Source organism: Photobacterium sanguinicancri (assembly GCF_002265265.1).
GTDB classification, from domain to species: domain Bacteria; phylum Pseudomonadota; class Gammaproteobacteria; order Enterobacterales; family Vibrionaceae; genus Photobacterium; species Photobacterium sanguinicancri.
The window spans coordinates 18,054-40,245 of sequence record NZ_NOIF01000016.1 but is presented as its reverse complement, the minus strand read 5'-3'; the positions used below and the strand labels follow the sequence as shown (position 1 = coordinate 40,245).

The window sequence follows — 22,192 nt, the reverse complement described above, 5'->3', positions numbered from 1 at the left end:
AAACCCGCTATCATAAAAAACGGGGCGCCTCATTGGCGCCCCGTTTTTCATTTAAGCCATTTCATGATGACTAAGAAACCGCATGTGCCGTGGTTTTCTTTTCGACCGGAATAAACAGAACAGGCACAGCCATGACAGCCATCAGCCAGAATAAATTAGCGCCCCATAAGCCGTATAACCAACCACTCAGCGCTGTCATCAATGCCATGAACGCCCCTAATGGCAAGGCATTGTATAACGCCTGCAAAGCAACCATTTGATTACTTGGCGCTTGCTGAATATAACGAATGGCCGCTAAGTGTGCCGCTGCAAATGTCACGCCATGTAACGCCTGTGCAATGACCAACATCGGCAGTGCCGTCATAGATGCGGTCATCCCCCAACGCAGCAATACACCAAATGCCGCTAGACGGAACATCCCCGCCACACTCCAATTGACAAACAAACGCTTACTGGTGGCAAAGACGAAAATTTCAGCCACCACGCTGAAACTCCATAAGTAACCAATAATGGCTTCGCTATAACCAATTTCTTTCCAGTAAATTGCACTAAAACTATAATAAGCGGCATGACTACCTTGCAGTAATGCGGCAATCACCAATAAGCGAATCACTAAACTATCCCGCAACATTTCACTTAATGCTGGGCGACTCTGTCCACTTTCTTCATGCGCGCTTGGAGCAATAGTTGGGTTTCGCATAGAAAACACCAATGCTGCCGCGAGGCCCGCAATCGCCACCCACGGAATAACATTTGCGCCATATTGAGCGGCTAACAAACCCACCAGCGTTGAACCACCAATAAAAGCAATCGATCCCCAAAGGCGGGTACGACCATAGTCTAAGTGACCATCCTTCGCATAGTGATTGGCCAGCGCATCTGACAAGGGGATCACCGGACCTGCCGCTAAATTAAACAACACAGTGACAGCCGCTAACGCCCACAAACTGCCCCCACAGAATATGTAAATAACACAACTTAACAACGCGGCTAAAGCAAGCCAGCGCAGCGCAGGGATTAAATGTTCCACTTTATGAATGCGTGGTGTCAGCACTAAATTAGCAACACAACGCACCGCCAAACCCATGCCAATTAACAAACCAATATTTGAGGCGTTCACCCCTAGATGCGCAAACCACAATCCCCAAAACGGTAAATAAACACCATAACTAAAGAAAAAACCGAACAGGTACTGCGAGGTCCAACCATACGGACTACTACGAAACATGCGACATCCTAATGCACGAAAATAAGGCGGTATTATGCCTAAAGTTTCAACACGCGCCCACCGTAATAGCAGCATTATTTCGCCTAAAAGTGCCATGATCTGGCGTGAAGGAAGATACGAGATAAAATCTAGACTAAAGTCGTCTGGCTTGATCACGCATCAGCACCGACAATAACTTTATCTCTTTTTGTATGGTGCCAGCTTGGAGCTAAGATGACTGATAAATTTGATACCTCGCTGCCGCCTTTCGATCGCTTAACAGCCATCGAGCAACAAACATTACGTAACGCGCTTGATGTTATCTATTTTCGGGCTGGCGAAACCGTTATTGCCGCTGGCGCTGACTGCCATCAGCTTTACATCATCATAAAAGGCAATATCGAAGAATATAGCGCGCCGTTAAACCCTGAAGAACATCACCACAAAGAAACCTTCGCTCACTACGCCAATGATGATTTATTTGATGTCAGCGCCCAGATTAAAGGCCAGAGCCGTCACGCATTTAAAGCCTGTGAGGATACGATTTGTTATACCCTACCACGTGAATTATTCGTACAGTGCTATCAAAACAACAGTCAATTTTCAGCCTATTTCGATACGAATCTCACCAAACGCCAAGCCTTATTAGAAGAAGCGCATCATCAACAAAACTTGGCGGAATTCATTCTGACAAAAATTGATGATGACAATATTCAACCTTGCTTGGTGGTACCGCATGACACCCCTTTATTATCGGTCACCCAGCAAATGAAAACCAAAGAGCTGGATGCTGCCTTTGTAACCCTCAATAACTTGCCGCAATACGGCATTGTGACCCGCACCGACTTATTACATGCCACTTTACTTGATGGGCACCCGCACGATACTGCGGTAAGTCGCATCGCCACCACACCGGTTGTCAGTGTCAATAAGGGGGATTATCTGTTCAATGCCATGCTGGCAATGACACGCCAAAAAGTAAAACGAGTACAGGTCTGCGATAACGATGCCGTGGTCGGTATGCTCGATTTAACCCAAGTGCTCAGCTTGTTTTCAACTCACTCTCATGTACTAACACTACGTATTGCGCGGGCTGAAACTATCGAAGAGTTAGCCCTTGCCGCTAATAGCCAGCAAACCTTGGTCGAGACGTTATTCAACAATGGGATTCGCACCCTATTTGTAATGGAACTGATAGCTGCCGTTAACGAACAAATCATAGAGAAAGCCTTCAAGCTGATAGTGCCCACTCACTTACAACCACACTGTTGTTTAATGGTGATGGGATCTGAAGGTCGTGGTGAGCAAATATTAAAAACAGATCAAGACAATGCATTAATCATTGAAGATGGTATCGACTGGCCTGATTGCGCCAGCGTGATGACTCAACTGACCAATACATTACAACAGCTCGGCTACCCACTTTGTCCAGGTAATGTCATGGTCAGTAATCCGCATTGGGTTAAATCACAGCGAATCTGGCTCCAGCACATCACCCAGCTCTGTCAGCATGGTGATCCTGATAGCATGATGACGCTTGCCATTTTAGCCGATAGCCATGCCGTTGCAGGTAACCAAGCCTTGCTGACACCATTACAAGCATGCCTTCATCAACACCTTGCCGACCAAGAACGTTTGCTCTCTATCTTCACCCGCCCAGCATTGCAATTTAGTATCCCGTTGACCTTATTTGGCAACTTAAAGGCAGGCAAACACGGACTGAACATCAAGCAAGGTGGGATTTTCCCCATCGTACATGGCATACGTGCACTGGCGCTGGAACACAACATTAGCCCCAACAATACGTTTGAGCGCATTGCGGTATTAACAGAGCAACGCGTACTGGAGCAACGTACTGCAGACAATTTAAGTGAAGCCCTAAAACTGTTTATTAAATTGCGCCTTCACCAACAATTGCGCCAACAAAAAGATGGGCAACAGCACCACATTGATATCAGCACCTTAAACCGTGCCGAACGGGATGTGCTCCGTCATAGCCTACATGTCGTTAAAAAATTCAAAGAATGGCTGGGTTACCACTACCAGATCCGTGATTAACCAAAGCCACGATAGTAAGAGAGAATCCGATGAATAGTCTTCGCCGCGCTTGGTATCAGCATAAAAACAAACACAGTCAGTACGCCGCGCTGTTTCAACGTTACCAAGGTGATGAGTTAGTTTCGCTTGATTGTGAAACCACCAGCTTAGATCCACATAGCGCAGAGTTGGTCACGATTGCAGCCACTCGTATAAAAGCGAATAGGATACTCACCAGTCAATCCATCCATCTTTCACTCCAAGCCCCATCCAGCCTTGATGGAACCTCCGTTGCCATTCATCAGATCCGCCATCAAGACTTACAGCATGGCCTCAACAATGAGCAAGCACTTACCCAATTACTCGACTTTATCGGTAATCGCCCATTAGTCGGTTACCATATTCGCTACGATAAAACGATCCTCGACCGATATTTTCAACAGCACTTTGGTTTCCCACTGCCGAACAAATTAGTGGAAGTCAGCCACCTGTACCATGAACGGTTAGAGCGCTTATTACCTAACGCTTATTATGATTTAAGCCTAGAAGCGATTAGCCATCACCTTGGGTTACCCGTACCAGAACGTCACGATGCACTCGAAGATGCCATCGCCGCTGCTTTAATTTATGTCCGCTTAAAGCATGGCGACATGCCAATGCTGACATCGTCTTAATCCTGCTAGGTATCAAAATTTCGCTCAGGAAGTACTGATACAAACCTTGATAAGACCATTGCCTACTCACCTTTTTCAATGAAACATCCATGTAAACAGCTGTAATAACAGTTGATCTGTCCCTCTCATCCTAAAGTCTAATTGTGACAAACCAGAATCTGAATCAAGTTAATAACCAGTAAAGACAATAACGAAACAACAACCTGAATACAGACAAGAATATCCCAGCCCAGATAGCGGCTATAGATGGGAACACAAGGAGAATAGGATGAGTGAGGTTCATGTTTACCCTGTCAATCAAGCGATTGCAGACACTGCACACATTACAGAAGACAAATACCGTGAGATGTACCAACAATCAGTCATCAACCCTGAAGGCTTCTGGCGTGAACACGGTCAGATCCTTGATTGGATCAAACCTTTCTCTAAAGTAAAAAACACTTCATTCGATACTGGTCACGTCAATGTGAATTGGTTTGAAGATGGCACCTTAAATGTGTCCGTCAACTGCCTTGACCGCCACCTCGCAACGCGCGGCGATCAACCAGCCATCATCTGGGAAGGCGATGATCCTACCGATGATGCAACCCTGACTTACAACGAATTACACGAAGAAGTCTGTAAATTCTCTAACGCCCTAAAAAGCCAAGGCGTACGTAAGGGGGATGTCGTCTGTCTTTATATGCCAATGGTGGCCGAAGCGGCCATTGCGATGCTGGCATGTACCCGCATAGGTGCTGTTCATACCATCGTCTTTGGTGGCTTCTCGCCCGAAGCACTTGCTGGTCGTATCGTCGATTCTAATGCCAAAGTTGTTGTCACCGCCGATGAAGGGGTACGTGCAGGCCGCGCAGTACCACTAAAGAAAAATGTTGATGCCGCATTAGCTAACGAGAATGTCACCAGTGTAGAAAAAGTACTGGTACTTAAGCGTACTGGTGGCACCGTCGAATGGGATAGCGCACGTGATGTATGGTGGCATGAAGCCACAGCCGTTGCCTCTGCCAACTGCGAACCCGAAGAAATGAATGCCGAAGACCCGCTTTTCATTCTTTATACATCAGGTTCGACAGGGAAACCCAAAGGTGTACTTCACACAACAGGCGGCTACCTTGTGTATGCCACTATGACCTTTAAATACGTATTCGATTACCAAGAAGGGGACATCTACTGGTGTACAGCTGATGTTGGTTGGATCACCGGCCATAGTTACTTGGTATACGGGCCACTGGCTAACGGCGCAACGACATTATTATTTGAAGGTGTACCTAACTACCCTAGCACTAGCCGAATGAGTGAAGTGGTCGATAAACACAACGTCAGCATTCTTTATACCGCCCCAACCGCTATCCGCGCTTTGATGGCCAAAGGGAATGAAGCCATTAAAGGCACCTCACGTTCAAGTTTACGCATTATGGGCTCAGTGGGTGAACCGATTAACCCCGAAGCGTGGGAATGGTATCACCGCACGATAGGCGATAGCCGCTGCCCAATTGTTGATACTTGGTGGCAAACAGAAACTGGCGGGATTTTGATCACCCCACTACCAGGGGCGACAGCACTGAAACCTGGCTCTGCGACGCGTCCTTTCTTTGGGGTGCAACCTGCAATTGTCGATAACATGGGTAATATCCTTGAAGGCGCAACTGAAGGTAACTTGGTGATGGTTGATTCATGGCCGGGCCAGATGCGTACCTTGTGGGGTGACCACGAACGTTTTGAGCAAACCTATTTCTCTACTTTCCAAGGCATGTATTTTACCGGTGATGGTGCGCGTCGTGATGAAGATGGTTATTACTGGATCACTGGCCGTGTCGATGATGTCCTGAATATTTCAGGTCACCGTATGGGGACGGCAGAGATTGAATCGGCACTGGTTGCCTTTGATAAAATAGCCGAAGCCGCAATCGTCGGAGTACCACACGACATTAAAGGCCAAGCCATTTACGCTTATATCACCTTAAATGATGGCGAAATCCCAAGTGCAGAACTGCACAAAGAAGTGAAAGATTGGGTACGTAAAGAAATAGGCCCAATTGCGACACCTGATTTCCTTCATTGGACCGATGCATTACCAAAAACACGCTCGGGTAAAATCATGCGTCGTATTCTCCGTAAGATAGCCACGGGTGACACCAGTACATTAGGTGATACATCAACCCTCGCCGACCCAAGCGTGGTTGATAAGCTTATCGAAGAAAAACAGAAGATCATGTAATCACCGCCTAGCGAGTGACTCCCTAAAAGACTAAACATTGTGTTTGGTCTTTTTTTTTGAGCGCATAAATCACGACTTGTCTTGGCTTCTACTGTAGAGCTGCTGATATCGAGGTAAAATTTCGCAATAACTTCGCGTTATCGCTTTCCCTCAATTCGTGCTCTAGTGCGCAGTAAATAGCCGCCAAAAGCACTATCCTCCCAAAGCCTTTCCTTCAAATATTATCTATGTTCAGAGGGAAAGGCTTACTGATAGTCTAAAAACTATGCACTATCATAGATCTACCACCCTGGTGAGCAAATACACACAACGCGTGAAACATTTGCGTGCAAGCTATATTTTACATCCAGATGGCTGTCCATTTACATTTTGCAGTGATTAGACCAGTATTTTGCTGCTAATTGCGGTGAATTCTCTATAATTGGTCCACAAACACGATTTGGCTGTTTATTTTTGAGCACAGGGAAGCAGTGGTGCAACTTTTTGCACGTTGTTAGAGTTAAACATCAAAAAGAAGTGAGTTGCCCCCAAGATGTCGACCATTAAGCGCATTTTACTGATTAATGGACCTAACCTGAATTTGTTAGGTCTCAGAGAGCCGGGTCATTATGGTCAACAAACATTGACCCACATCGTGACAGATTTAACAGCCAAAGCGGATGCATTGAATATTAGTCTTGAGCATATTCAGTCCAATGCTGAACATGAATTGATCGATGCGATCCACCAAGCTCATGGCAAAGTGGATTTTATCATCATCAACCCAGCCGCTTTCACCCATACCAGCGTCGCTATTCGTGATGCATTATTGGGGGTAGCGATCCCGTTTATTGAAGTGCACTTATCTAATGTGCATGCACGGGAGCCTTTCCGCCATCATTCCTACCTATCAGATAAAGCGGTAGGCGTGATTTGTGGTTTAGGTGCCGACGGTTATGAATTCGCCCTGAATGCTGCGGCTCGCCGTCTGCATCAGAACGCTAAATGAACAATATAAGAGAAAGATAAATGGATATTCGTAAGATCAAAAAGCTGATTGAACTAGTAGAAGAATCAGGTATTGCGGAACTAGAAATCTCTGAAGGTGAAGAATCAGTACGCATCAGTCGTAACGTACCGGCTAGCGCGCTTCCCGCTCAACAGTTCATGGCAGCACCTGCTGCTCCAGTTGCAGCTCCAGCAGCGACACCTGTTGCAGAAGCTGCAGCACCAGTAGCACCTGCAGAACCTGCTGGTCACAAAGTTCTTTCTCCAATGGTTGGCTCTTTCTACCGTGCACCAAGCCCTGAAGCGAAAGCATTCGTTGAAGTTGGTCAAACTGTCAATGTTGGCGATACCCTATGTATCGTTGAAGCAATGAAAATGATGAACCAAATCCAATCTGATAAAGCAGGTACGGTTGTAGCGATTCTTGCTGAAGACGGCGATGCTGTAGAGTTCGATCAGGCTCTAGTTATCATCGAGTAACCACGGGGACATTATGTTAGATAAATTAGTTATCGCTAACCGTGGTGAAATTGCACTACGTATTTTGCGTGCATGTAAAGAGCTAGGCATCAAAACTGTTGCCGTACACTCAACTGCTGACCGCGATCTAAAACACGTATTACTTGCTGACGAAACCATTTGTATCGGTCCAGCAAAAGGTACTGAAAGCTACCTCAACATTCCGCGCATTATCAGTGCGGCTGAAATCACGGGCGCAGTTGCGATTCACCCGGGTTACGGCTTCCTATCTGAAAACGCGGATTTTGCTGAACAAGTTGAACGCTCTGGCTTCGTATTCGTTGGCCCGACGGCAGAAACAATCCGTATTATGGGTGATAAAGTTTCTGCTATCAGTGCAATGAAAAAAGCAGGTGTTCCTTGTGTACCTGGTTCTGACGGCCCGTTGGACGACGATGAAGCACGTAACAAATCGTTCGCGAAACGCATTGGTTACCCAGTGATCATCAAAGCCTCTGGTGGCGGTGGTGGTCGTGGTATGCGCGTTGTTCGCTCTGAAGGCGAGTTAAGCGAAGCAATCGCAATGACGCGTGCAGAAGCAAAAGCATGTTTCAACAATGACATGGTTTACATGGAGAAATACCTAGAAAACCCTCGTCATATCGAAGTACAAGTCTTAGCTGATGGCCAAGGCAATGCTATTCACCTTGGTGAGCGTGACTGTTCAATGCAACGTCGTCACCAAAAAGTGGTTGAAGAAGCACCAGCACCGGGCATCACCGAAGAAATGCGTAAGTACATCGGTGAGCGTTGTTGTCGAGCTTGTGTTGAAATCAACTACCGAGGTGCGGGTACGTTTGAATTCCTCTACGAGAACGGTGAGTTCTACTTCATTGAAATGAACACCCGTATTCAGGTTGAGCACCCAGTAACTGAAATGGTTACGGGTATCGATTTGATCAAAGAACAACTGCGTATTGCAGCGGGTCAACCGTTGTCATTCAGCCAAAATGATATTCAAATTCGTGGCCATGCCGTTGAGTGTCGTATCAATGCTGAAGACCCTGAGCGTTTCCTACCTTGCCCTGGCAAGATCGAACGTTTCCATTCCGCAGGCGGTATGGGTGTGCGTTGGGAATCTCACATCTACGCAGGTTACACAGTGCCACCGCACTACGATTCAATGATCGGCAAGCTAATCACTTACGGTGAAAACCGTGATGTAGCGATCTCTCGTATGCGTAACGCTCTGGCAGAAACCGTTATCGACGGTATTAAGACTAACATCCCGCTACAGCAAGAAATCATGCTGGATGAAAACTTCCAACACGGTGGTGCGAACATCCACTACCTTGAGAAGAAATTAGGTCTGCAATAAGCACACTCTGCTTTGTGACTGAAAAAGGCTGCCTCTGGCAGCCTTTTTGTTATTTTGGCGCAGTGAAAACTCAGTCTCCAGTAACTCCGACTTTGCATCCCGAATAAGTTTTGCCACAATAACGTCCCTTTATCGGCCAAGACTGACTCTTTGCCGATGGATGACCAATCGAATAACGGGAGATCCCCCATGAAAACGCTATCAGAGCGCTATCGCCAAGCACATCGCGAAGCCAAGTGGGCGGTGGGTTTAGCGCTCGCCTATTTCCTTTGGTGGTACGTTTCCGCTTATGCGTTTACTCCAGCAATCACAGATACCTCGATGCCAGAGCTGTATTTCGGCTTTCCACTTTGGTTTCTATTAGCTTGCATCCTTGGACCCATCATTTTCACCGCACTGTGCGGGTTAATGGTTAAATACATTTATCAAGATATGTCATTAGACATAGAGAAAGAATCGCACCATGAATAGCCAACTACTGATCCCTTTAGTGCTCTATTTACTGGCCGTCTTTGCCGTCGCTCTCTTTGCTCGACAAAAACGCACCCAAGGCTCCAACTTCCTGAGCGAATACCTACTGGGTAATCGCAGCATGGGTGGCTTCGTTCTCGCCATGACGCTTGCTGCGACTTATGCCAGTGCCAGCACCTTTATAGGTGGCCCAGGTGCTGCCTATAAAATGGGATTAGGCTGGGTGTTGCTGGCCATGATCCAGCTCCCCGCGGCTTGGTTAACCCTAGGAGTACTCGGTAAGAAATTTGCCATTGAAGCACGACGCCATAACGCCCTCACTCTTAACGACATTTTATACGCGCGTTACCGCAGTCGCACCGTGGTTATCTTTGCTTCATTAGCATTATTACTGGCCTTTTTTGGCACCATGGTGGTGCAATTTGTCGGGGGCGCTCGCTTACTGCAAACCATGACAGGGTTAAGCTATCAACAAGGCTTAATGATCTTTGCCATTACCGTCGGCTTGTACACCACAATAGGTGGTTTCCGCGCAGTGGTGATGACAGATACCATCCAAGGTATCATGATGATCATTGGTACTACCGCATTGCTGGTCGGCATCATTCATGCAGGGGGAAGCGTTGGCGAACTGGTACACGAACTGCACAATATCGATCCCGCATTAATTACGCCTTTTGGCCCAGATAACTTCCTCAGTCAGCCATTTATGCTGAGCTTTTGGATTCTGGTTTGTTTTGGTGTTATCGGCTTACCCCATGCCGCTATACGTTGCATGTCGTATAAAGACAGCGCTTCACTGCACAAAGGTATGGTGATCAGTACAGCGATGGTGGCTTTTCTGATGCTGGGTATGCACCTTGCTGGCGCCTTAGGTCGAGCTATCGTGCCGGATATCGCCAGTCCAGATCAAATCATGCCAACCTTGATGATCACCGTACTGCCACCCGCCTTTGCTGGTATCTTTTTAGCCGGACCAATGGCAGCCATCATGTCGACCATCGACTCACAGTTGATTCAAGCCTCAGCGACCTTACTTAAAGACTTGTACCTCAACTACATCAACCCAAAAGCGGCAGAAGCAGCTGATGCAGAACAGCGCCTGCCAAAGCTATCTTTGTGGGTAACCGGTATTTTCTCTGCCTTAGTGTTTGTTGCGGCGATGAATCCGCCCGACATGCTCATTTGGCTTAATCTGTTAGCTTTCGGAGGGATGCAGGCCGTCTTCCTGTGGCCATTAGTCTTAGGCTTATATTGGAAAAAAGCCTCTGCGGTCGGTGCTCTGGCCTCTATGCTGACCGGATTAACCACTTACGCTAGCCTTGCCATCCTTAAGCCTGACATGGGCGGCGTACATGCCATTGTGCCAACATTGGCCATTGGTTTAGTCGCTTTTATTGCAGGCAGCCTTGCTAAACCCGTGATGGCCTCAGAGCCACCACAGACGGCCTAAAACGCCGTTAACCTTTCTTTTCAGATAGCACCTTTGGGTGCTATCTTTTGATCTGCAGCACCGCTACAAACGGCTCAGCGAGTTTTTATCACACCTCGATAATAATTATTCACCACGCAACCAGTGTGGATTGTCGAAAAATCATGCTAGACTTCGCTCCCTCAATTTTAGTCAACACAAAAGCGAATACACCATGCCTTGGATTCAAATCAAACTGAACGCAACTGCTGAAAATGCTGAAGCGATTGGCGACATGCTGATGGAAGAAACTGGCGCACTCTCTGCCACGTTCCTTGATGCACAAGATACGCCAGTATTCGAGCCACTTCCGGGTGAAACACGCCTATGGGGTGATACGGATGTAATCGGTTTATACGATGCTGAAGCCGACATGGAATTCGTGCTGACAATGTTGAAAAACAGCCCGCTGATTGCTGATGATTTTGCACATAAAATCGAGCAATTAGAAGACAAAGACTGGGAACGTGAGTGGATGGAAAACTTCCACCCAATGCGTTTTGGTCGCCGCTTGTGGATTTGCCCTAGCTGGCGTGAAGCACCAGAACCAAACGCCGTTAATGTCTTACTAGACCCAGGTTTGGCATTTGGTACAGGTACTCACCCAACGACATCTTTGTGTCTTGAGTGGTTAGACGGCCAAGACCTTGAAGGTAAAACCGTAATCGATTTCGGTTGTGGTTCAGGCATCCTAGCAATTGCGGCACTAAAATTAGGTGCCAAAAGTGTCATCGGTATCGATATCGATCCACAAGCTATTTTAGCCTCACGTGATAATGCTCAACGTAACGGCGTATCAGAGCAATTAGAGCTATTCCTACCGAAGGACCAACCTGAAGGCATTCAAGCCGACATCGTGGTTGCTAACATCCTTGCTGGCCCATTACGCGAACTATCGCCAGTGATTAAGAGCCTAGTCAAAGACGGTGGCGATCTGGCGATTTCAGGCGTGCTAGAGACTCAATCCGAAGATGTCGCGACATACTACAGCGATGAAATCGCACTAGACCCTGTGGCAGTGCGTGAAGATTGGTGTCGTATTTCGGGTCGAAAAGCGTAATTTACGCCATTCGATAAAATTAAATACTGGGTGCGCGTGCCTAAAAAACAGCCAATCGATTGAAAAACATACAGTTTTGAAAATCAAAACTTAAATGCTCAATTATTGGTCTTTTCAGACAGCGAAAAAATGCGTAAAATGCGCGCCCTTACTGGCACAGTCAGGTGTAGACGTTTTGCATATCGGTCCTTATCAACTTAAAAACCAGTTAATTGTCGCGCCAATGGCGGGTGTGACCGATCGTCCGTTTCGTGAGCTGTGTCTCCGTTACGGTGCGGGGATGGCTGTCAGTGAAATGATGTCATCCAATCCAGACCTCTGGAAAACGGCTAAATCTCAGAACCGTATGGTTCATGAAGGCGAATCGGGGATCCGTTCAGTGCAAATCGCTGGCGCCGATCCAAAATTGATGGCCGAAGCGGCTCAATTCAGCGTTGAAAACGGTGCGCAAATCATCGATATCAACATGGGTTGCCCTGCGAAAAAGGTCAACAAGAAGCTGGCAGGCTCAGCCCTGTTACAGTATCCCGCGATTATCGAGGATATTCTTCGTACCGTGGTCGATGCCGTCGATGTACCTGTTACGCTGAAAACGCGAACAGGTTGGGATCTGGAAAACCGTAACTGTGTCGATATCGCAAAAATGGCCGAGCAATGCGGCATTCAGGCACTGGCCCTTCACGGCCGGACTAAAACCTGCATGTACAAAGGCGAGGCAGAATATGAATACATCAGAGCAGCGAAACAAGCGGTGTCTATTCCCGTGATCGCTAACGGTGATATCGATTCACCAGAAAAAGCACGCTTTGTACTCGATTATACGGGTGCCGATGCTTTGATGATTGGTCGTCCTGCACAAGGGCGTCCGTGGATTTTTCGCGAGATCCATCATTACTTAACAACCGGTGAACACTTACCTTCCCCAGCAATGGCTGAAGTGAGTGAAATCATGCTGGGCCATGTTCAAGAACTTCATCGTTTCTACGGTGAGTACTTAGGGTTGCGCATTGCACGTAAACACGTGTCTTGGTACTTAAAAGAACATGCACCAGCCGGTGATTTTCGCCGGACCTTCAACGCTATCGAGGATGCCCAACAGCAAATCGATGCGCTGCAAGGCTACTTCGAAAACGTTGCATAAATATTAGAAGAGCTTACAGAATTATGTTCGAACAAAATCTGACTTCCGAAGCACTAACAGTAACAACTGTAACTTCACAAGACCAAATCACACAGAAGCCACTACGTGACTCTGTGAAAGCATCACTTAAAAACTACCTTGCTCAACTAAATGGTCAAGAAGTCGATGATCTGTACGAGCTAGTACTTGCTGAAGTTGAGCAACCGCTACTAGACACCATCATGCAGTACACGCGCGGTAACCAAACACGCGCTGCGACCATGATGGGTATCAACCGTGGCACTCTTCGCAAGAAACTAAAAAAATACGGCATGAACTAATCCAATAGTTTTGCTATTTTTTCAAAAAGCCCTGCTCACGAGCGGGGCTTTTTGTGTTTTAAGGGCCAGACATAGCCTTAAACTTTACGCCACTTCATTTGGATACAGCGCCGTGAAGTGTTCCACCTCAGGGAATGTTTCATAGAAGTGGTGCAATAAATCACGCCATTGCAGATACTCTGCCGACTGACGGAATCCCACTTGGTGATCAGCCAATGTTTCCCAGTTCACTAGCAAGACGTAACGATTGTCCTTTTCGATACACTTTTGCAGTTGGTGTGAAAGATACCCACTCATACCACTGATGATGCTCTGAGCCTCTGTAAATGCAGCCTCAAACGCTTGCTGTTGCCCTTGCTTCACATCCAGTAAAGCGACTTCCAGTACCATGCATTACTCCTATCTATTTGCTGAACTCAAATTTCAGACAAAAAAAAGCTCCGCAACGCGAAGCTCTTCTTTTTATAAATAATCACATAAATAAGCGGTGGGCACGTCCACCTTGACCTCAAAAGCGGAATCGCCCGGCACTTCGAACGAATCTCCAGCACTGTAAGTTTCCCACTCAACATGGCCGGGTAATTTCACTGTTAATGCGCCTTTTACGACGGTCATTTTCTCTGGCGCTGCCGTACCAAACTTGTATTCACCAATCGCCATGACACCAATACTGCAGTGATCGCCCTGAGTTTCAAACCCAATCGACTTCACCTGACCATCAAAATATTCGTTATTTTTTAGCATGATAATCCCTATATACAGCTACTTAATACCCTGAAGCTAACACAGTTAATTCTCTTTCACTAGCGTATGTTATGCCACATTCAGCGCTATCTTAGGGTTTTTTAATCGCGAGATTTCGATACACTATCAATCTTACGACCACTCATGAATTGGATAAATAACGATGAAGAAAGCAATCCTAATGGTTGCGGCCCTTAGCAGCCTAGTTTTAGTGGGTTGTTCTGCACAAGAAAAGCAAGGCATCAAAGACGGCTTTCGTGATATTGGCCATGCCACCCGTGATGCAACCAAAGCAACGGGACACTTTTTCCGTGACACCACCAAAGATGCAATCGACAATGCGAAAGAAGCGACATCAGACGAAAGCTAAGCCGCCGACGTTATGCCGCCCTTACTTATTGCGACATTGCCCTGCACAGCATACGTCTGTCGGGGCTTTTGTTTTATCACCTTGGTGATCACCAAGTGCTTCTAAGATAGAGCAATGGCTGGCATTATCATCGTCATGCCCACAACAAGCATCATTGATTTTTTTCAATGCGACACGAATACGCTTTAACTCCGATATTTTGGTATCGACTTCGTCCAGCTTGGCTTGGGTGATTGCCTTTACCTCCGCGCAGCTATGCTGACTTGCTTCTAAACGTATATCTAATAGCTCTCGAATTTCATCTAAACTCAAGCCGATCGTTTTCGAACGAATAATAAATTTCACCCGTGATAAATTTTCTTCGCTATAAAGGCGATAACCGCTATCACTGCGCCCTGCGGGCTGAAGCAAGCCATTCTTTTCATAAAACCTTAAGGTATCGCTACTTACCCCTGAGCGTTTGGCCAGTTGACCAATCAAATACATCTCTCTCTCCTTTCCTCGCTAAATCTCTATGGAAATCACAAGGCAAACGTTTGCGCAACAGTCAGAATCATGTAAAATATGCGTCATCAACCTATCACACCATTAAATGACTCGGCACTACGCGATTTTAGCCGAGGATATTTCCCAAAACCAAACTATGGCTTTTATTCAGCTTAGTTTTGGAAAATATCCTATCCCCGTGTATTGAAAGAGATGCTTGCAATGGAAAACGCTCGTCCTATCCGCCGTGCGCTAATTAGCGTATCAGACAAAACTGGTATTGTAGAATTCGCACAAGCGCTAGCCAACCGTGGTGTTGATATCTTATCAACTGGCGGTACTGCTCGCCTACTTGCTGAGCAAGGTATCAAAGTTACTGAAGTTTCTGATTACACTGGTTTCCCAGAAATGATGGATGGCCGTGTTAAAACCCTTCACCCTAAAGTACACGGTGGCGTTCTTGGCCGTCGTGGTCAAGACGATGCGGTAATGGCACAACACGGTATCAACCCTATCGATATGGTCGTGGTCAACCTTTACCCCTTCGCTGAAACCGTCGCTAAAGAAGGTTGTACTCTTGCTGACGCGGTTGAGAACATCGACATCGGTGGTCCAACAATGGTTCGCTCAGCGGCGAAAAACCACAAAGATGTCGCTATCGTGGTTAACGCACACGACTATGGCCGTGTTATCACGGAAATGGACGCAAACGACAAATCTCTAACACTTGAAACTCGTTTCGACCTAGCGATTGCAGCGTTTGAGCACACGGCTTCTTACGACGGTATGATCGCTAACTACTTTGGTACTATGGTGCCATCTTACGGTGAGAACAAAGACGGAGACCAAGCGTCTAAATTCCCTCGTACGTTCAACCAGCAGTTCGAGAAAAAACAAGATATGCGCTACGGCGAGAACAGCCACCAAGCGGCGGCTTTTTATGTTGAAGCGAACCCAGAAGAAGCGTCTGTTTCAACCGCACGTCAAATCCAAGGTAAAGCGCTGTCTTACAACAATATCGCTGATACTGATGCGGCACTTGAGTGCGTCAAAGAATTCGACCTTCCAGCATGTGTCATTGTAAAACATGCTAACCCTTGTGGTGTTGCGCTAGGCGATAACATTCTTGAGGCTTACGACCGCGCTTACAAAACAGACCCAACATCGGCATTTGGTGGCATTATCGCATTTAACCGCGAGCTAGATGCGGCAACAGCAACGGCTATCACTGAGCGCCAGTTCGTTGAAGTGATCATCGCCCCTTCTGTTTCTGCTGACGCCATTGAAATTATTACAGCCAAGAAAAACCTACGCCTTCTTGAGTGTGGCGAGTGGACGACGAAAACAACCGGTTTCGATGTTAAGCGTGTTAATGGCGGCCTGTTAGTTCAAGACCGCGACCAAGGTATGGTTAACGAAGACGACCTAAAAGTTGTTTCTCAGCGTACGCCAAACGCTGACGAACTGCGTGATGCGCTATTTTGTTGGAAGGTAGCAAAGTACGTGAAATCAAACGCGATTGTTTACGCGAAAGGCAATATGACTATCGGTGTCGGCGCTGGCCAAATGAGCCGCGTTTACTCGGCAAAAATTGCCGGAATCAAAGCTGCTGACGAAAACCTTGAAGTTGCGGGTAGTGTAATGGCATCAGATGCATTCTTCCCATTCCGCGATGGTATTGATGCCGCAGCAGAAGCAGGGATTACTTGTGTCATTCAGCCTGGTGGTTCAATGCGTGATGACGAAGTGATTGCGGCTGCCGACGAACATGGCATGGCGATGCTATTCACTGGCATGCGCCACTTCCGTCACTAATATTATGTGACTAAAAAGCGAGAGTTTACTCTCGCTTTTTCTCGTTAAGCTACATGACAAATATTTCAAACTTTGCCATTTTGCGTTCACCGTTAACATGGCGTGGTGATAAGGATTGAGAGATGAAAGTTTTAGTTATCGGTAATGGTGGTCGTGAACACGCACTAGGTTGGAAAGCAGCACAAAACCCAAATGTTGAAACCGTGTTTGTTGCTCCTGGTAACGCAGGTACTGCGCTTGAACCTAAGCTAGAGAATGTGGCTATCGGGGTTGAAGACATTGCAGCACTCGTAGCATTTGCGAAAGAAAACGCCATCGAGCTAACGATTGTTGGCCCAGAAGCGCCATTGGTTATCGGCGTGGTGGATGCATTCCGTGATGCGGGGTTACCTATTTTTGGCCCAACACAAGCTGCGGCACAACTTGAAGGTTCTAAGGCCTTCACCAAAGATTTCCTTGCGCGCCACAAGATCCCAACGGGCTCTTACGCGAATTTCACCGAGATTGAGCCTGCGCTGGCATATGTACGTGAGCAAGGTGCCCCGATTGTAGTGAAAGCGGATGGCCTTGCGGCGGGTAAAGGCGTTATCGTCGCTATGACTCTTGAAGAAGCTGAAGACGCAATCAAAGACATGCTAGCAGGCAACGCATTTGGCGAAGCTGGCAGCCGTGTCGTCATCGAAGAATTCTTAGAAGGCGAAGAAGCGAGCTTCATCGTCATGGTTGATGGTGCTAGCGTGTTACCTATGGCCACCAGCCAAGACCACAAACGTGTTGGCGACCAAGACACTGGCCCGAATACCGGTGGCATGGGGGCTTATTCACCAGCGCCTGTAGTAACACCTGAAATCCATAACCGAATTCTGGAAGAAGTTATTTACCCAACCGTACGCGGGATGGATGCAGAGGGCGCACCTTACACTGGTTTCCTCTACGCGGGTTTAATGATCGATGAAGACGGTACGCCAAAAGTGATCGAATATAACTGCCGCTTTGGTGATCCAGAAACCCAACCTATCATGATGCGTATGGAATCGGACCTTGTCGAACTCTGCCTAATGGCTATCGATGAGAAACTTGACCAAGCAGAATCGAAATGGGACCCACGTGCCTCTATCGGTGTAGTATTAGCTGCCGGTGGTTACCCTGCGGATTACACCAAAGGTGATGTCATTTCACTGCCAGTAGTGGAATCTGAAGGCCAGAAGATTTTCCATGCGGGCACAACCAATAACGAATCTGGCGACGTTGTGACGAACGGCGGTCGTGTACTCTGTGCAACTGCTCTAGGTAATAGCGTTTCTGAAGCACAGGAGCGTGCCTACGCGCTAACTAAGCAAGTTAGCTGGGATGGCATGTTCCATCGCAACGACATCGGCTATCGTGCGATTGCACGCGAAAATGGCTAATCGCCCTTTTCCGTATTGCTCATCATTGAGCCGTACAGACTTGCTATAAAAAACGCGCTTGATGCGCGTTTTTTATTATCAATCACTCAGTCGCCTAGTGATTCGTGATTATATGCCTGATGAGCTATTTACTCTGCAATCGAGGGGGGGACTAAACAGCTTCCTCCTTCCTTCAACAGCAGTAACTCTGAAGCGGTTACTTCACTTCGACGGACTTTCCCTACTAGCGCAACAAAATAGCTATCCTGAGACGATGCTAATTGCTTAGTCAGGTTATCAGGTAATACCGACGTAAACGTCACTTTTAGTGCCTTCCCGTCATCACAACGCACTAACGTCCCATTTTGCCACTGACCTTGCACCAAGCGCTCTCCCTCTTTGCTTTGTGCTTTCATGGTATCCAGAGCTCTATCAGCCTGTTCGGTATAACGAAAAAGCTGAGCATCTGAAAGTGGCAAGACAATCTCATCCACCAAATAACGCTGGAAAACCGCTTTACCTTGGGTGTCATAACGAACATGTAAGGAAAAAGGTTTAACACTATCACCTTGTAGTTGCTGCCCTGCGCGTTTCACTTCACGTAGTTTACCAGCACGCCAGCGGTAGACTGATTGATAGTCACCGTAGTCTCCCATCCACACTTGTTCAGCTAAATCGACAGGGCGGTTTTGACGATGGGTATACCAATAGACAGACGTAGTATCGCCAAGTACTTGGCCACCAATGTCGGTTTCAATTTGAGTTACAGGATTATTAGGAATGTTGGCTGACTCACAACCGGCAAGCAGAAACGATGAGAGGAGAAAGAGAAAAGATCGCTTCATAAAAGAAAAACTCCGCCAGAATAAGGATACTGGCGGAGTATAGATTATTTCACTGCGTCTTTCAGTGCTTTACCAGAAACGAATGCAGGAACATTTGCAGCTGCAATTTGAATCTCTTGACCCGTTTGTGGGTTACGACCAGTGCGAGCTGCACGGTGGTTCACTTTGAATGTACCAAAGCCAATAAGTTGAACTTGGTCGCCATCTTTAAGCGCGTCAGTAATGCCCTCAAGTGTTGACTCTAGTGCAGCTTTAGCTTGAGCTTTAGAAAGATCCGCTTTTTCTGCGATCAGGTCAATCAGTTGGGTCTTGTTCATTTGGTGTCCCTTCTAAGGTTTTTCTTCAGACGGAACAACTCTAATTCAAAAGAAGCCTTTGTGGCAAAGGTTTGTCAGCCATCATTTGCTCAGATGCAGACTCTTTAACCATAAACTGAGCGCAAGTTCACAAAATGTTACGCATTTAACAAGAGAAATAATTGTATCTACTTATCGCAAGGCCGAATAATATAAATGTAATTTATTAATAAAATGCAGGTAACCATGTTACTCCTTACGATTTACATCGCTGTTGCGATTGGTGTTTCGTTTATATGTTCGGTATTAGAAGCCGTTCTTTTGAGTATATCGCCAAGTTACATTGGCACATTACGTCAGCAAAACCACCCGATGGCTCCTCGTTTAGCCGCACTAAAAGAAAACATTGATCGTCCTCTCGCATCAATCCTAACCTTAAATACCATTGCTCATACCGTTGGTGCTGCCACTGCAGGTGCACAAGCTGCGGTTGTTTTTGGTAACCAATGGTTGGGTGTGTTTTCGGCTGTTCTGACGTTCGCTATTCTGCTTTTTTCAGAGATTATTCCGAAAACTATCGGCGCAACTTATTGGCGTCAACTCGCCCCCATGTCGGCCTCAATCTTACGCTGGATGGTATGGGCTCTCACTCCATTTGTATGGGTGTCAGAGCAAATCACGCGTCGTTTAGCCCACGGTCATGAGCAACCCAAGCTGCGCGATGAACTATCAGCGATGGCGATGCTGGCACGTGAATCGGGGGAATTGGCTGAAGGTGAATCAAAAATTTTGGTCAACTTGCTCGAATTTCGAAATGTGAGCATCACTAAAATCATGACACCACGCCCGGTGCTATTTCGGATTGAGGCTGAACAATCCATCGATACTTTCCTAACGGAACATAAAGAAAGCCCGTTTTCTCGCCCGTTGGTTTACAGCGAGCAAAAAGACAACATTCTTGGCTTTGTTCACCGCTTAGAACTGTTTGCCGAAAGCCAAGCAGGCCGTGGCGGCCAAGAAATCGGCGCCCTTATGCGCCCTATTCCCGTGGTATTAAACACCGCGAGCGTACCGAAAGCCTTTGAGCGTTTGATGAAAGACAGATCTCAGCTGGCTCTCGTCGTAGATGAATACGGTACAGTGCAAGGACTTGTCACACTTGAAGATGTGTTTGAAAGCTTGGTGGGTGAGGAGATTGTCGATGAAGCCGACACCAATACCGACATGCAGCAACTGGCATTTCAACGCTGGGAACGCTGGAAGAAGCTTCATGGCGTGATAGAAAGTAAAGACGACGAATAAGCCAAGCTTATAACCGTCATTCAGGCTTAAACTCAAAAGGGACCGCAAGGTCCCTTTTTTTACGCATAATAACTAAGACAAAGTATTACGACGCAGCTGATGCTACCACTGTAGAACGCGCTTTTACTTTCGAGGTTGAATATACCAAGCTCATCACCAGCATTACAATCGCAGGTATAATCCAGCTTGCGTAGAAATCATAAAGTGGCAACGAGTGCTCAAACATCTCATTTAAGCCTGCTGGCATCTTACCAAGGACATGCAAAGCATCAACACAGCCAAATGCCGTTGTGGTAATAACTGTTGCCATCACTGCACCTTGGGTTAAACGCTTACGCACTGGGGCAATAAAAAGCAACACAATTGCAATCGGGTGTAGAGCAACAACCACAGGCAAAGTAATGGCCAGTAACTGATCCAAACCGACGTTAGCAACCAAACCAGATGCAATCATGGTCGCCCATACACTCGCTCTGTACGACACCGGAGTAAAGGTACGGCTATAAAATTCACTGCCCGCAGTCGTCACGCCAATTGCTGTCGTTAAACACGCCAACACCATGACAGAGCCCAATAACAAAGTACCATACACACCGAAGTGCAAGGTGGTGAACGCCGTTAAAATTTCACCGCCATTAGAGAAGCTAGTGCCTAAATCAGCACTCGTGCTACCAATATAAGCCAATGCAATGTAAACCAGCGCCATGGCAACAGCATACATCGCAGCTGCGTAGAAAGTGTATTTCGCAATCGCTTTAGGTTCTGTTACACCCATCCCTTGAATCGCTCGGAAGATTACCCAACCAAAGCCAATAGAGCCCAGCGCATCCATGGTCATGTAACCTTGGGTTAGGCCTTCTGCTAACGCGTTCTGTTGGTAAACCTCTGCCGTCGTCATCACATCACCACCAGGGAATGCAATCGCGAAGACACCTAACGTTGTTAGCATCACAATCAATACTGGCGTTAACCACTTACCTAAAGAATCCACCAGCTTACCTGGGTATAAGGAAAATAAGATCGCCGCTAAACAAAAGGCTGCTGAAAAGAAGGGAAGCGCGGTATCACCGACAAATGGCGAAAAGGTAAATTGGTAAGCAACAGTTATGGCACGAGGAATAATAAAAGCAGGCCCAATAACAATAAAGACCATTACCCAAAAGCTAGTCGCTACACGGCGTGGTAACGCTGCGGTTAAGTTATCGGAACCATTAACGATAGCGACCATCACCAAAGCCAGTGCTGGTAAGCCAACGCCTGTTAGCAGGAATCCCACCATACCACTCAGAAAGTGGTCACCGGCTTGATAGCCTAAAAATGGAGGGAAAATTAGATTACCTGCGCCCAAATACATGGCGAAAGTCATAAAGCCTAAAGCGGCAATATTGCGTGTACTTAACATAGTTATCCTCAGCGTTTCATTACCAAAGCCCTGATCAAAAAAGTGACCGAAATGGCTGTGTTTGCATTGGTATAGTGTTGTAGATGAAATCAGCTTGGAGGAAAGTTAGTAAGGAGGGATA

General features: G+C 46.9%; 22 protein-coding genes. 15 read left to right on the top strand and 7 right to left on the bottom strand.

Features of this window, described 5'->3' with window-relative positions; genetic code table 11:
* Window positions 1-70: 70 nt before the first annotated feature.
* The gene (locus tag ASV53_RS04625; protein WP_094956274.1) at window positions 71-1,228 is read right to left on the bottom strand and encodes a 3-phenylpropionate MFS transporter; all 1,158 of its coding nucleotides are present in this window, start codon (window positions 1,226-1,228) and stop codon (window positions 71-73) included.
* 213 nt (window positions 1,229-1,441) lie between these two features.
* Between ASV53_RS04625 and ASV53_RS04620 the strand changes: the two genes are divergently transcribed.
* The 11 genes from ASV53_RS04620 (at window position 1,442) to fis (ending at window position 13,423) form a co-directional block, all read left to right on the top strand.
* On the top strand, window positions 1,442-3,265 hold the full coding sequence (locus ASV53_RS04620) for a DUF294 nucleotidyltransferase-like domain-containing protein (protein ID WP_094956273.1): 1,824 nt from the start codon (window positions 1,442-1,444) through the stop codon (window positions 3,263-3,265).
* A 29-nt stretch (window positions 3,266-3,294) separates the two neighbouring features.
* Window positions 3,295-3,918: a 3'-5' exonuclease gene (locus ASV53_RS04615; RefSeq protein WP_094956272.1), complete on the top strand. Its 624-nt coding sequence runs from the start codon at window positions 3,295-3,297 to the stop codon at window positions 3,916-3,918.
* Between the two features lie 268 nt (window positions 3,919-4,186).
* Window positions 4,187-6,136 carry an acetate--CoA ligase gene (gene acs / locus ASV53_RS04610; RefSeq protein WP_094956271.1) on the top strand — a complete coding sequence of 650 codons (1,950 nt, stop codon included), beginning with the start codon at window positions 4,187-4,189 and terminating at the stop codon, window positions 6,134-6,136.
* Between the two features lie 532 nt (window positions 6,137-6,668).
* Window positions 6,669-7,124 carry a type II 3-dehydroquinate dehydratase gene (gene aroQ / locus ASV53_RS04605; protein WP_062690141.1) on the top strand — a complete coding sequence of 152 codons (456 nt, stop codon included), beginning with the start codon at window positions 6,669-6,671 and terminating at the stop codon, window positions 7,122-7,124.
* Window positions 7,125-7,144: 20 nt separating this feature from the next.
* Window positions 7,145-7,603: an acetyl-CoA carboxylase biotin carboxyl carrier protein gene (accB, locus tag ASV53_RS04600; RefSeq protein ID WP_094956270.1), complete on the top strand. Its 459-nt coding sequence runs from the start codon at window positions 7,145-7,147 to the stop codon at window positions 7,601-7,603.
* 13 nt (window positions 7,604-7,616) lie between these two features.
* Window positions 7,617-8,960: an acetyl-CoA carboxylase biotin carboxylase subunit gene (gene accC, locus ASV53_RS04595; protein WP_062690137.1), complete on the top strand. Its 1,344-nt coding sequence runs from the start codon at window positions 7,617-7,619 to the stop codon at window positions 8,958-8,960.
* Between the two features lie 189 nt (window positions 8,961-9,149).
* Complete coding sequence (locus tag ASV53_RS04590) at window positions 9,150-9,431, top strand: YhdT family protein (RefSeq protein ID WP_062690135.1); 282 nt, start codon at window positions 9,150-9,152, stop codon at window positions 9,429-9,431.
* Complete coding sequence (gene panF / locus ASV53_RS04585) at window positions 9,424-10,884, top strand: sodium/pantothenate symporter (RefSeq protein ID WP_094956269.1); 1,461 nt, start codon at window positions 9,424-9,426, stop codon at window positions 10,882-10,884. The genes ASV53_RS04590 and panF overlap by 8 nt, the downstream gene beginning before the upstream one ends.
* Window positions 10,885-11,077: 193 nt before the next feature.
* Window positions 11,078-11,962 (top strand): 50S ribosomal protein L11 methyltransferase, encoded by an 885-nt coding sequence (gene prmA, locus ASV53_RS04580; protein WP_094956268.1) that lies wholly within the window; start codon window positions 11,078-11,080, stop codon window positions 11,960-11,962.
* Window positions 11,963-12,137: 175 nt separating this feature from the next.
* Window positions 12,138-13,103 carry a tRNA dihydrouridine synthase DusB gene (gene dusB / locus ASV53_RS04575; protein ID WP_189337823.1) on the top strand — a complete coding sequence of 322 codons (966 nt, stop codon included), beginning with the start codon at window positions 12,138-12,140 and terminating at the stop codon, window positions 13,101-13,103.
* Between the two features lie 23 nt (window positions 13,104-13,126).
* Window positions 13,127-13,423: a DNA-binding transcriptional regulator Fis gene (gene fis / locus ASV53_RS04570; RefSeq protein WP_005372656.1), complete on the top strand. Its 297-nt coding sequence runs from the start codon at window positions 13,127-13,129 to the stop codon at window positions 13,421-13,423.
* 84 nt (window positions 13,424-13,507) lie between these two features.
* On the opposite strand, the gene ASV53_RS04565 is transcribed toward fis, so the two are convergent.
* A complete protein-coding gene (locus ASV53_RS04565; RefSeq protein ID WP_094956266.1) occupies window positions 13,508-13,813 on the bottom strand; it encodes an antibiotic biosynthesis monooxygenase family protein in 306 nt (101 codons plus the stop codon).
* Between the two features lie 72 nt (window positions 13,814-13,885).
* Window positions 13,886-14,167, bottom strand: coding sequence for a pyrimidine/purine nucleoside phosphorylase (ppnP, locus tag ASV53_RS04560; protein WP_094956265.1), 282 nt, complete (start codon window positions 14,165-14,167; stop codon window positions 13,886-13,888).
* Window positions 14,168-14,330: 163 nt separating this feature from the next.
* On the opposite strand from ppnP, the gene ASV53_RS04555 reads away from it, so the two are divergent.
* The gene (locus ASV53_RS04555) at window positions 14,331-14,537 is read left to right on the top strand and encodes a hypothetical protein (RefSeq protein WP_062690129.1); all 207 of its coding nucleotides are present in this window, start codon (window positions 14,331-14,333) and stop codon (window positions 14,535-14,537) included.
* A gap of 21 nt (window positions 14,538-14,558) precedes the next feature.
* Here ASV53_RS04555 and zntR read toward each other — a convergent pair whose 3' ends face one another.
* Window positions 14,559-15,023 (bottom strand): Zn(2+)-responsive transcriptional regulator, encoded by a 465-nt coding sequence (gene zntR, locus ASV53_RS04550; RefSeq protein ID WP_062690127.1) that lies wholly within the window; start codon window positions 15,021-15,023, stop codon window positions 14,559-14,561.
* 222 nt (window positions 15,024-15,245) lie between these two features.
* Between zntR and purH the strand changes: the two genes are divergently transcribed.
* On the top strand, window positions 15,246-16,838 hold the full coding sequence (gene purH, locus ASV53_RS04545; protein ID WP_062690125.1) for a bifunctional phosphoribosylaminoimidazolecarboxamide formyltransferase/IMP cyclohydrolase: 1,593 nt from the start codon (window positions 15,246-15,248) through the stop codon (window positions 16,836-16,838).
* Between the two features lie 122 nt (window positions 16,839-16,960).
* Window positions 16,961-18,247, top strand: coding sequence for a phosphoribosylamine--glycine ligase (gene purD / locus ASV53_RS04540; protein WP_094956264.1), 1,287 nt, complete (start codon window positions 16,961-16,963; stop codon window positions 18,245-18,247).
* 128 nt (window positions 18,248-18,375) lie between these two features.
* Here purD and ASV53_RS04535 read toward each other — a convergent pair whose 3' ends face one another.
* Both ASV53_RS04535 and hupA read right to left on the bottom strand, forming a co-directional pair.
* Window positions 18,376-19,071, bottom strand: coding sequence for a DUF1481 domain-containing protein (locus tag ASV53_RS04535; RefSeq protein ID WP_094956263.1), 696 nt, complete (start codon window positions 19,069-19,071; stop codon window positions 18,376-18,378).
* A gap of 44 nt (window positions 19,072-19,115) precedes the next feature.
* Entirely contained in the window at window positions 19,116-19,388 is a 273-nt protein-coding gene (gene hupA, locus ASV53_RS04530) for a nucleoid-associated protein HU-alpha (protein ID WP_062690119.1), read from the bottom strand.
* A gap of 225 nt (window positions 19,389-19,613) precedes the next feature.
* Here hupA and ASV53_RS04525 point away from each other — a divergent pair, with 225 nt between their 5' ends.
* Window positions 19,614-20,669 (top strand): CNNM domain-containing protein, encoded by a 1,056-nt coding sequence (locus ASV53_RS04525; RefSeq protein WP_094956262.1) that lies wholly within the window; start codon window positions 19,614-19,616, stop codon window positions 20,667-20,669.
* Window positions 20,670-20,754: 85 nt separating this feature from the next.
* Here the strand turns inward: ASV53_RS04525 and brnQ are convergent, their stop codons facing one another.
* Complete coding sequence (gene brnQ / locus ASV53_RS04520; protein WP_094956261.1) at window positions 20,755-22,071, bottom strand: branched-chain amino acid transport system II carrier protein; 1,317 nt, start codon at window positions 22,069-22,071, stop codon at window positions 20,755-20,757.
* Window positions 22,072-22,192: the final 121 nt, after the last annotated feature.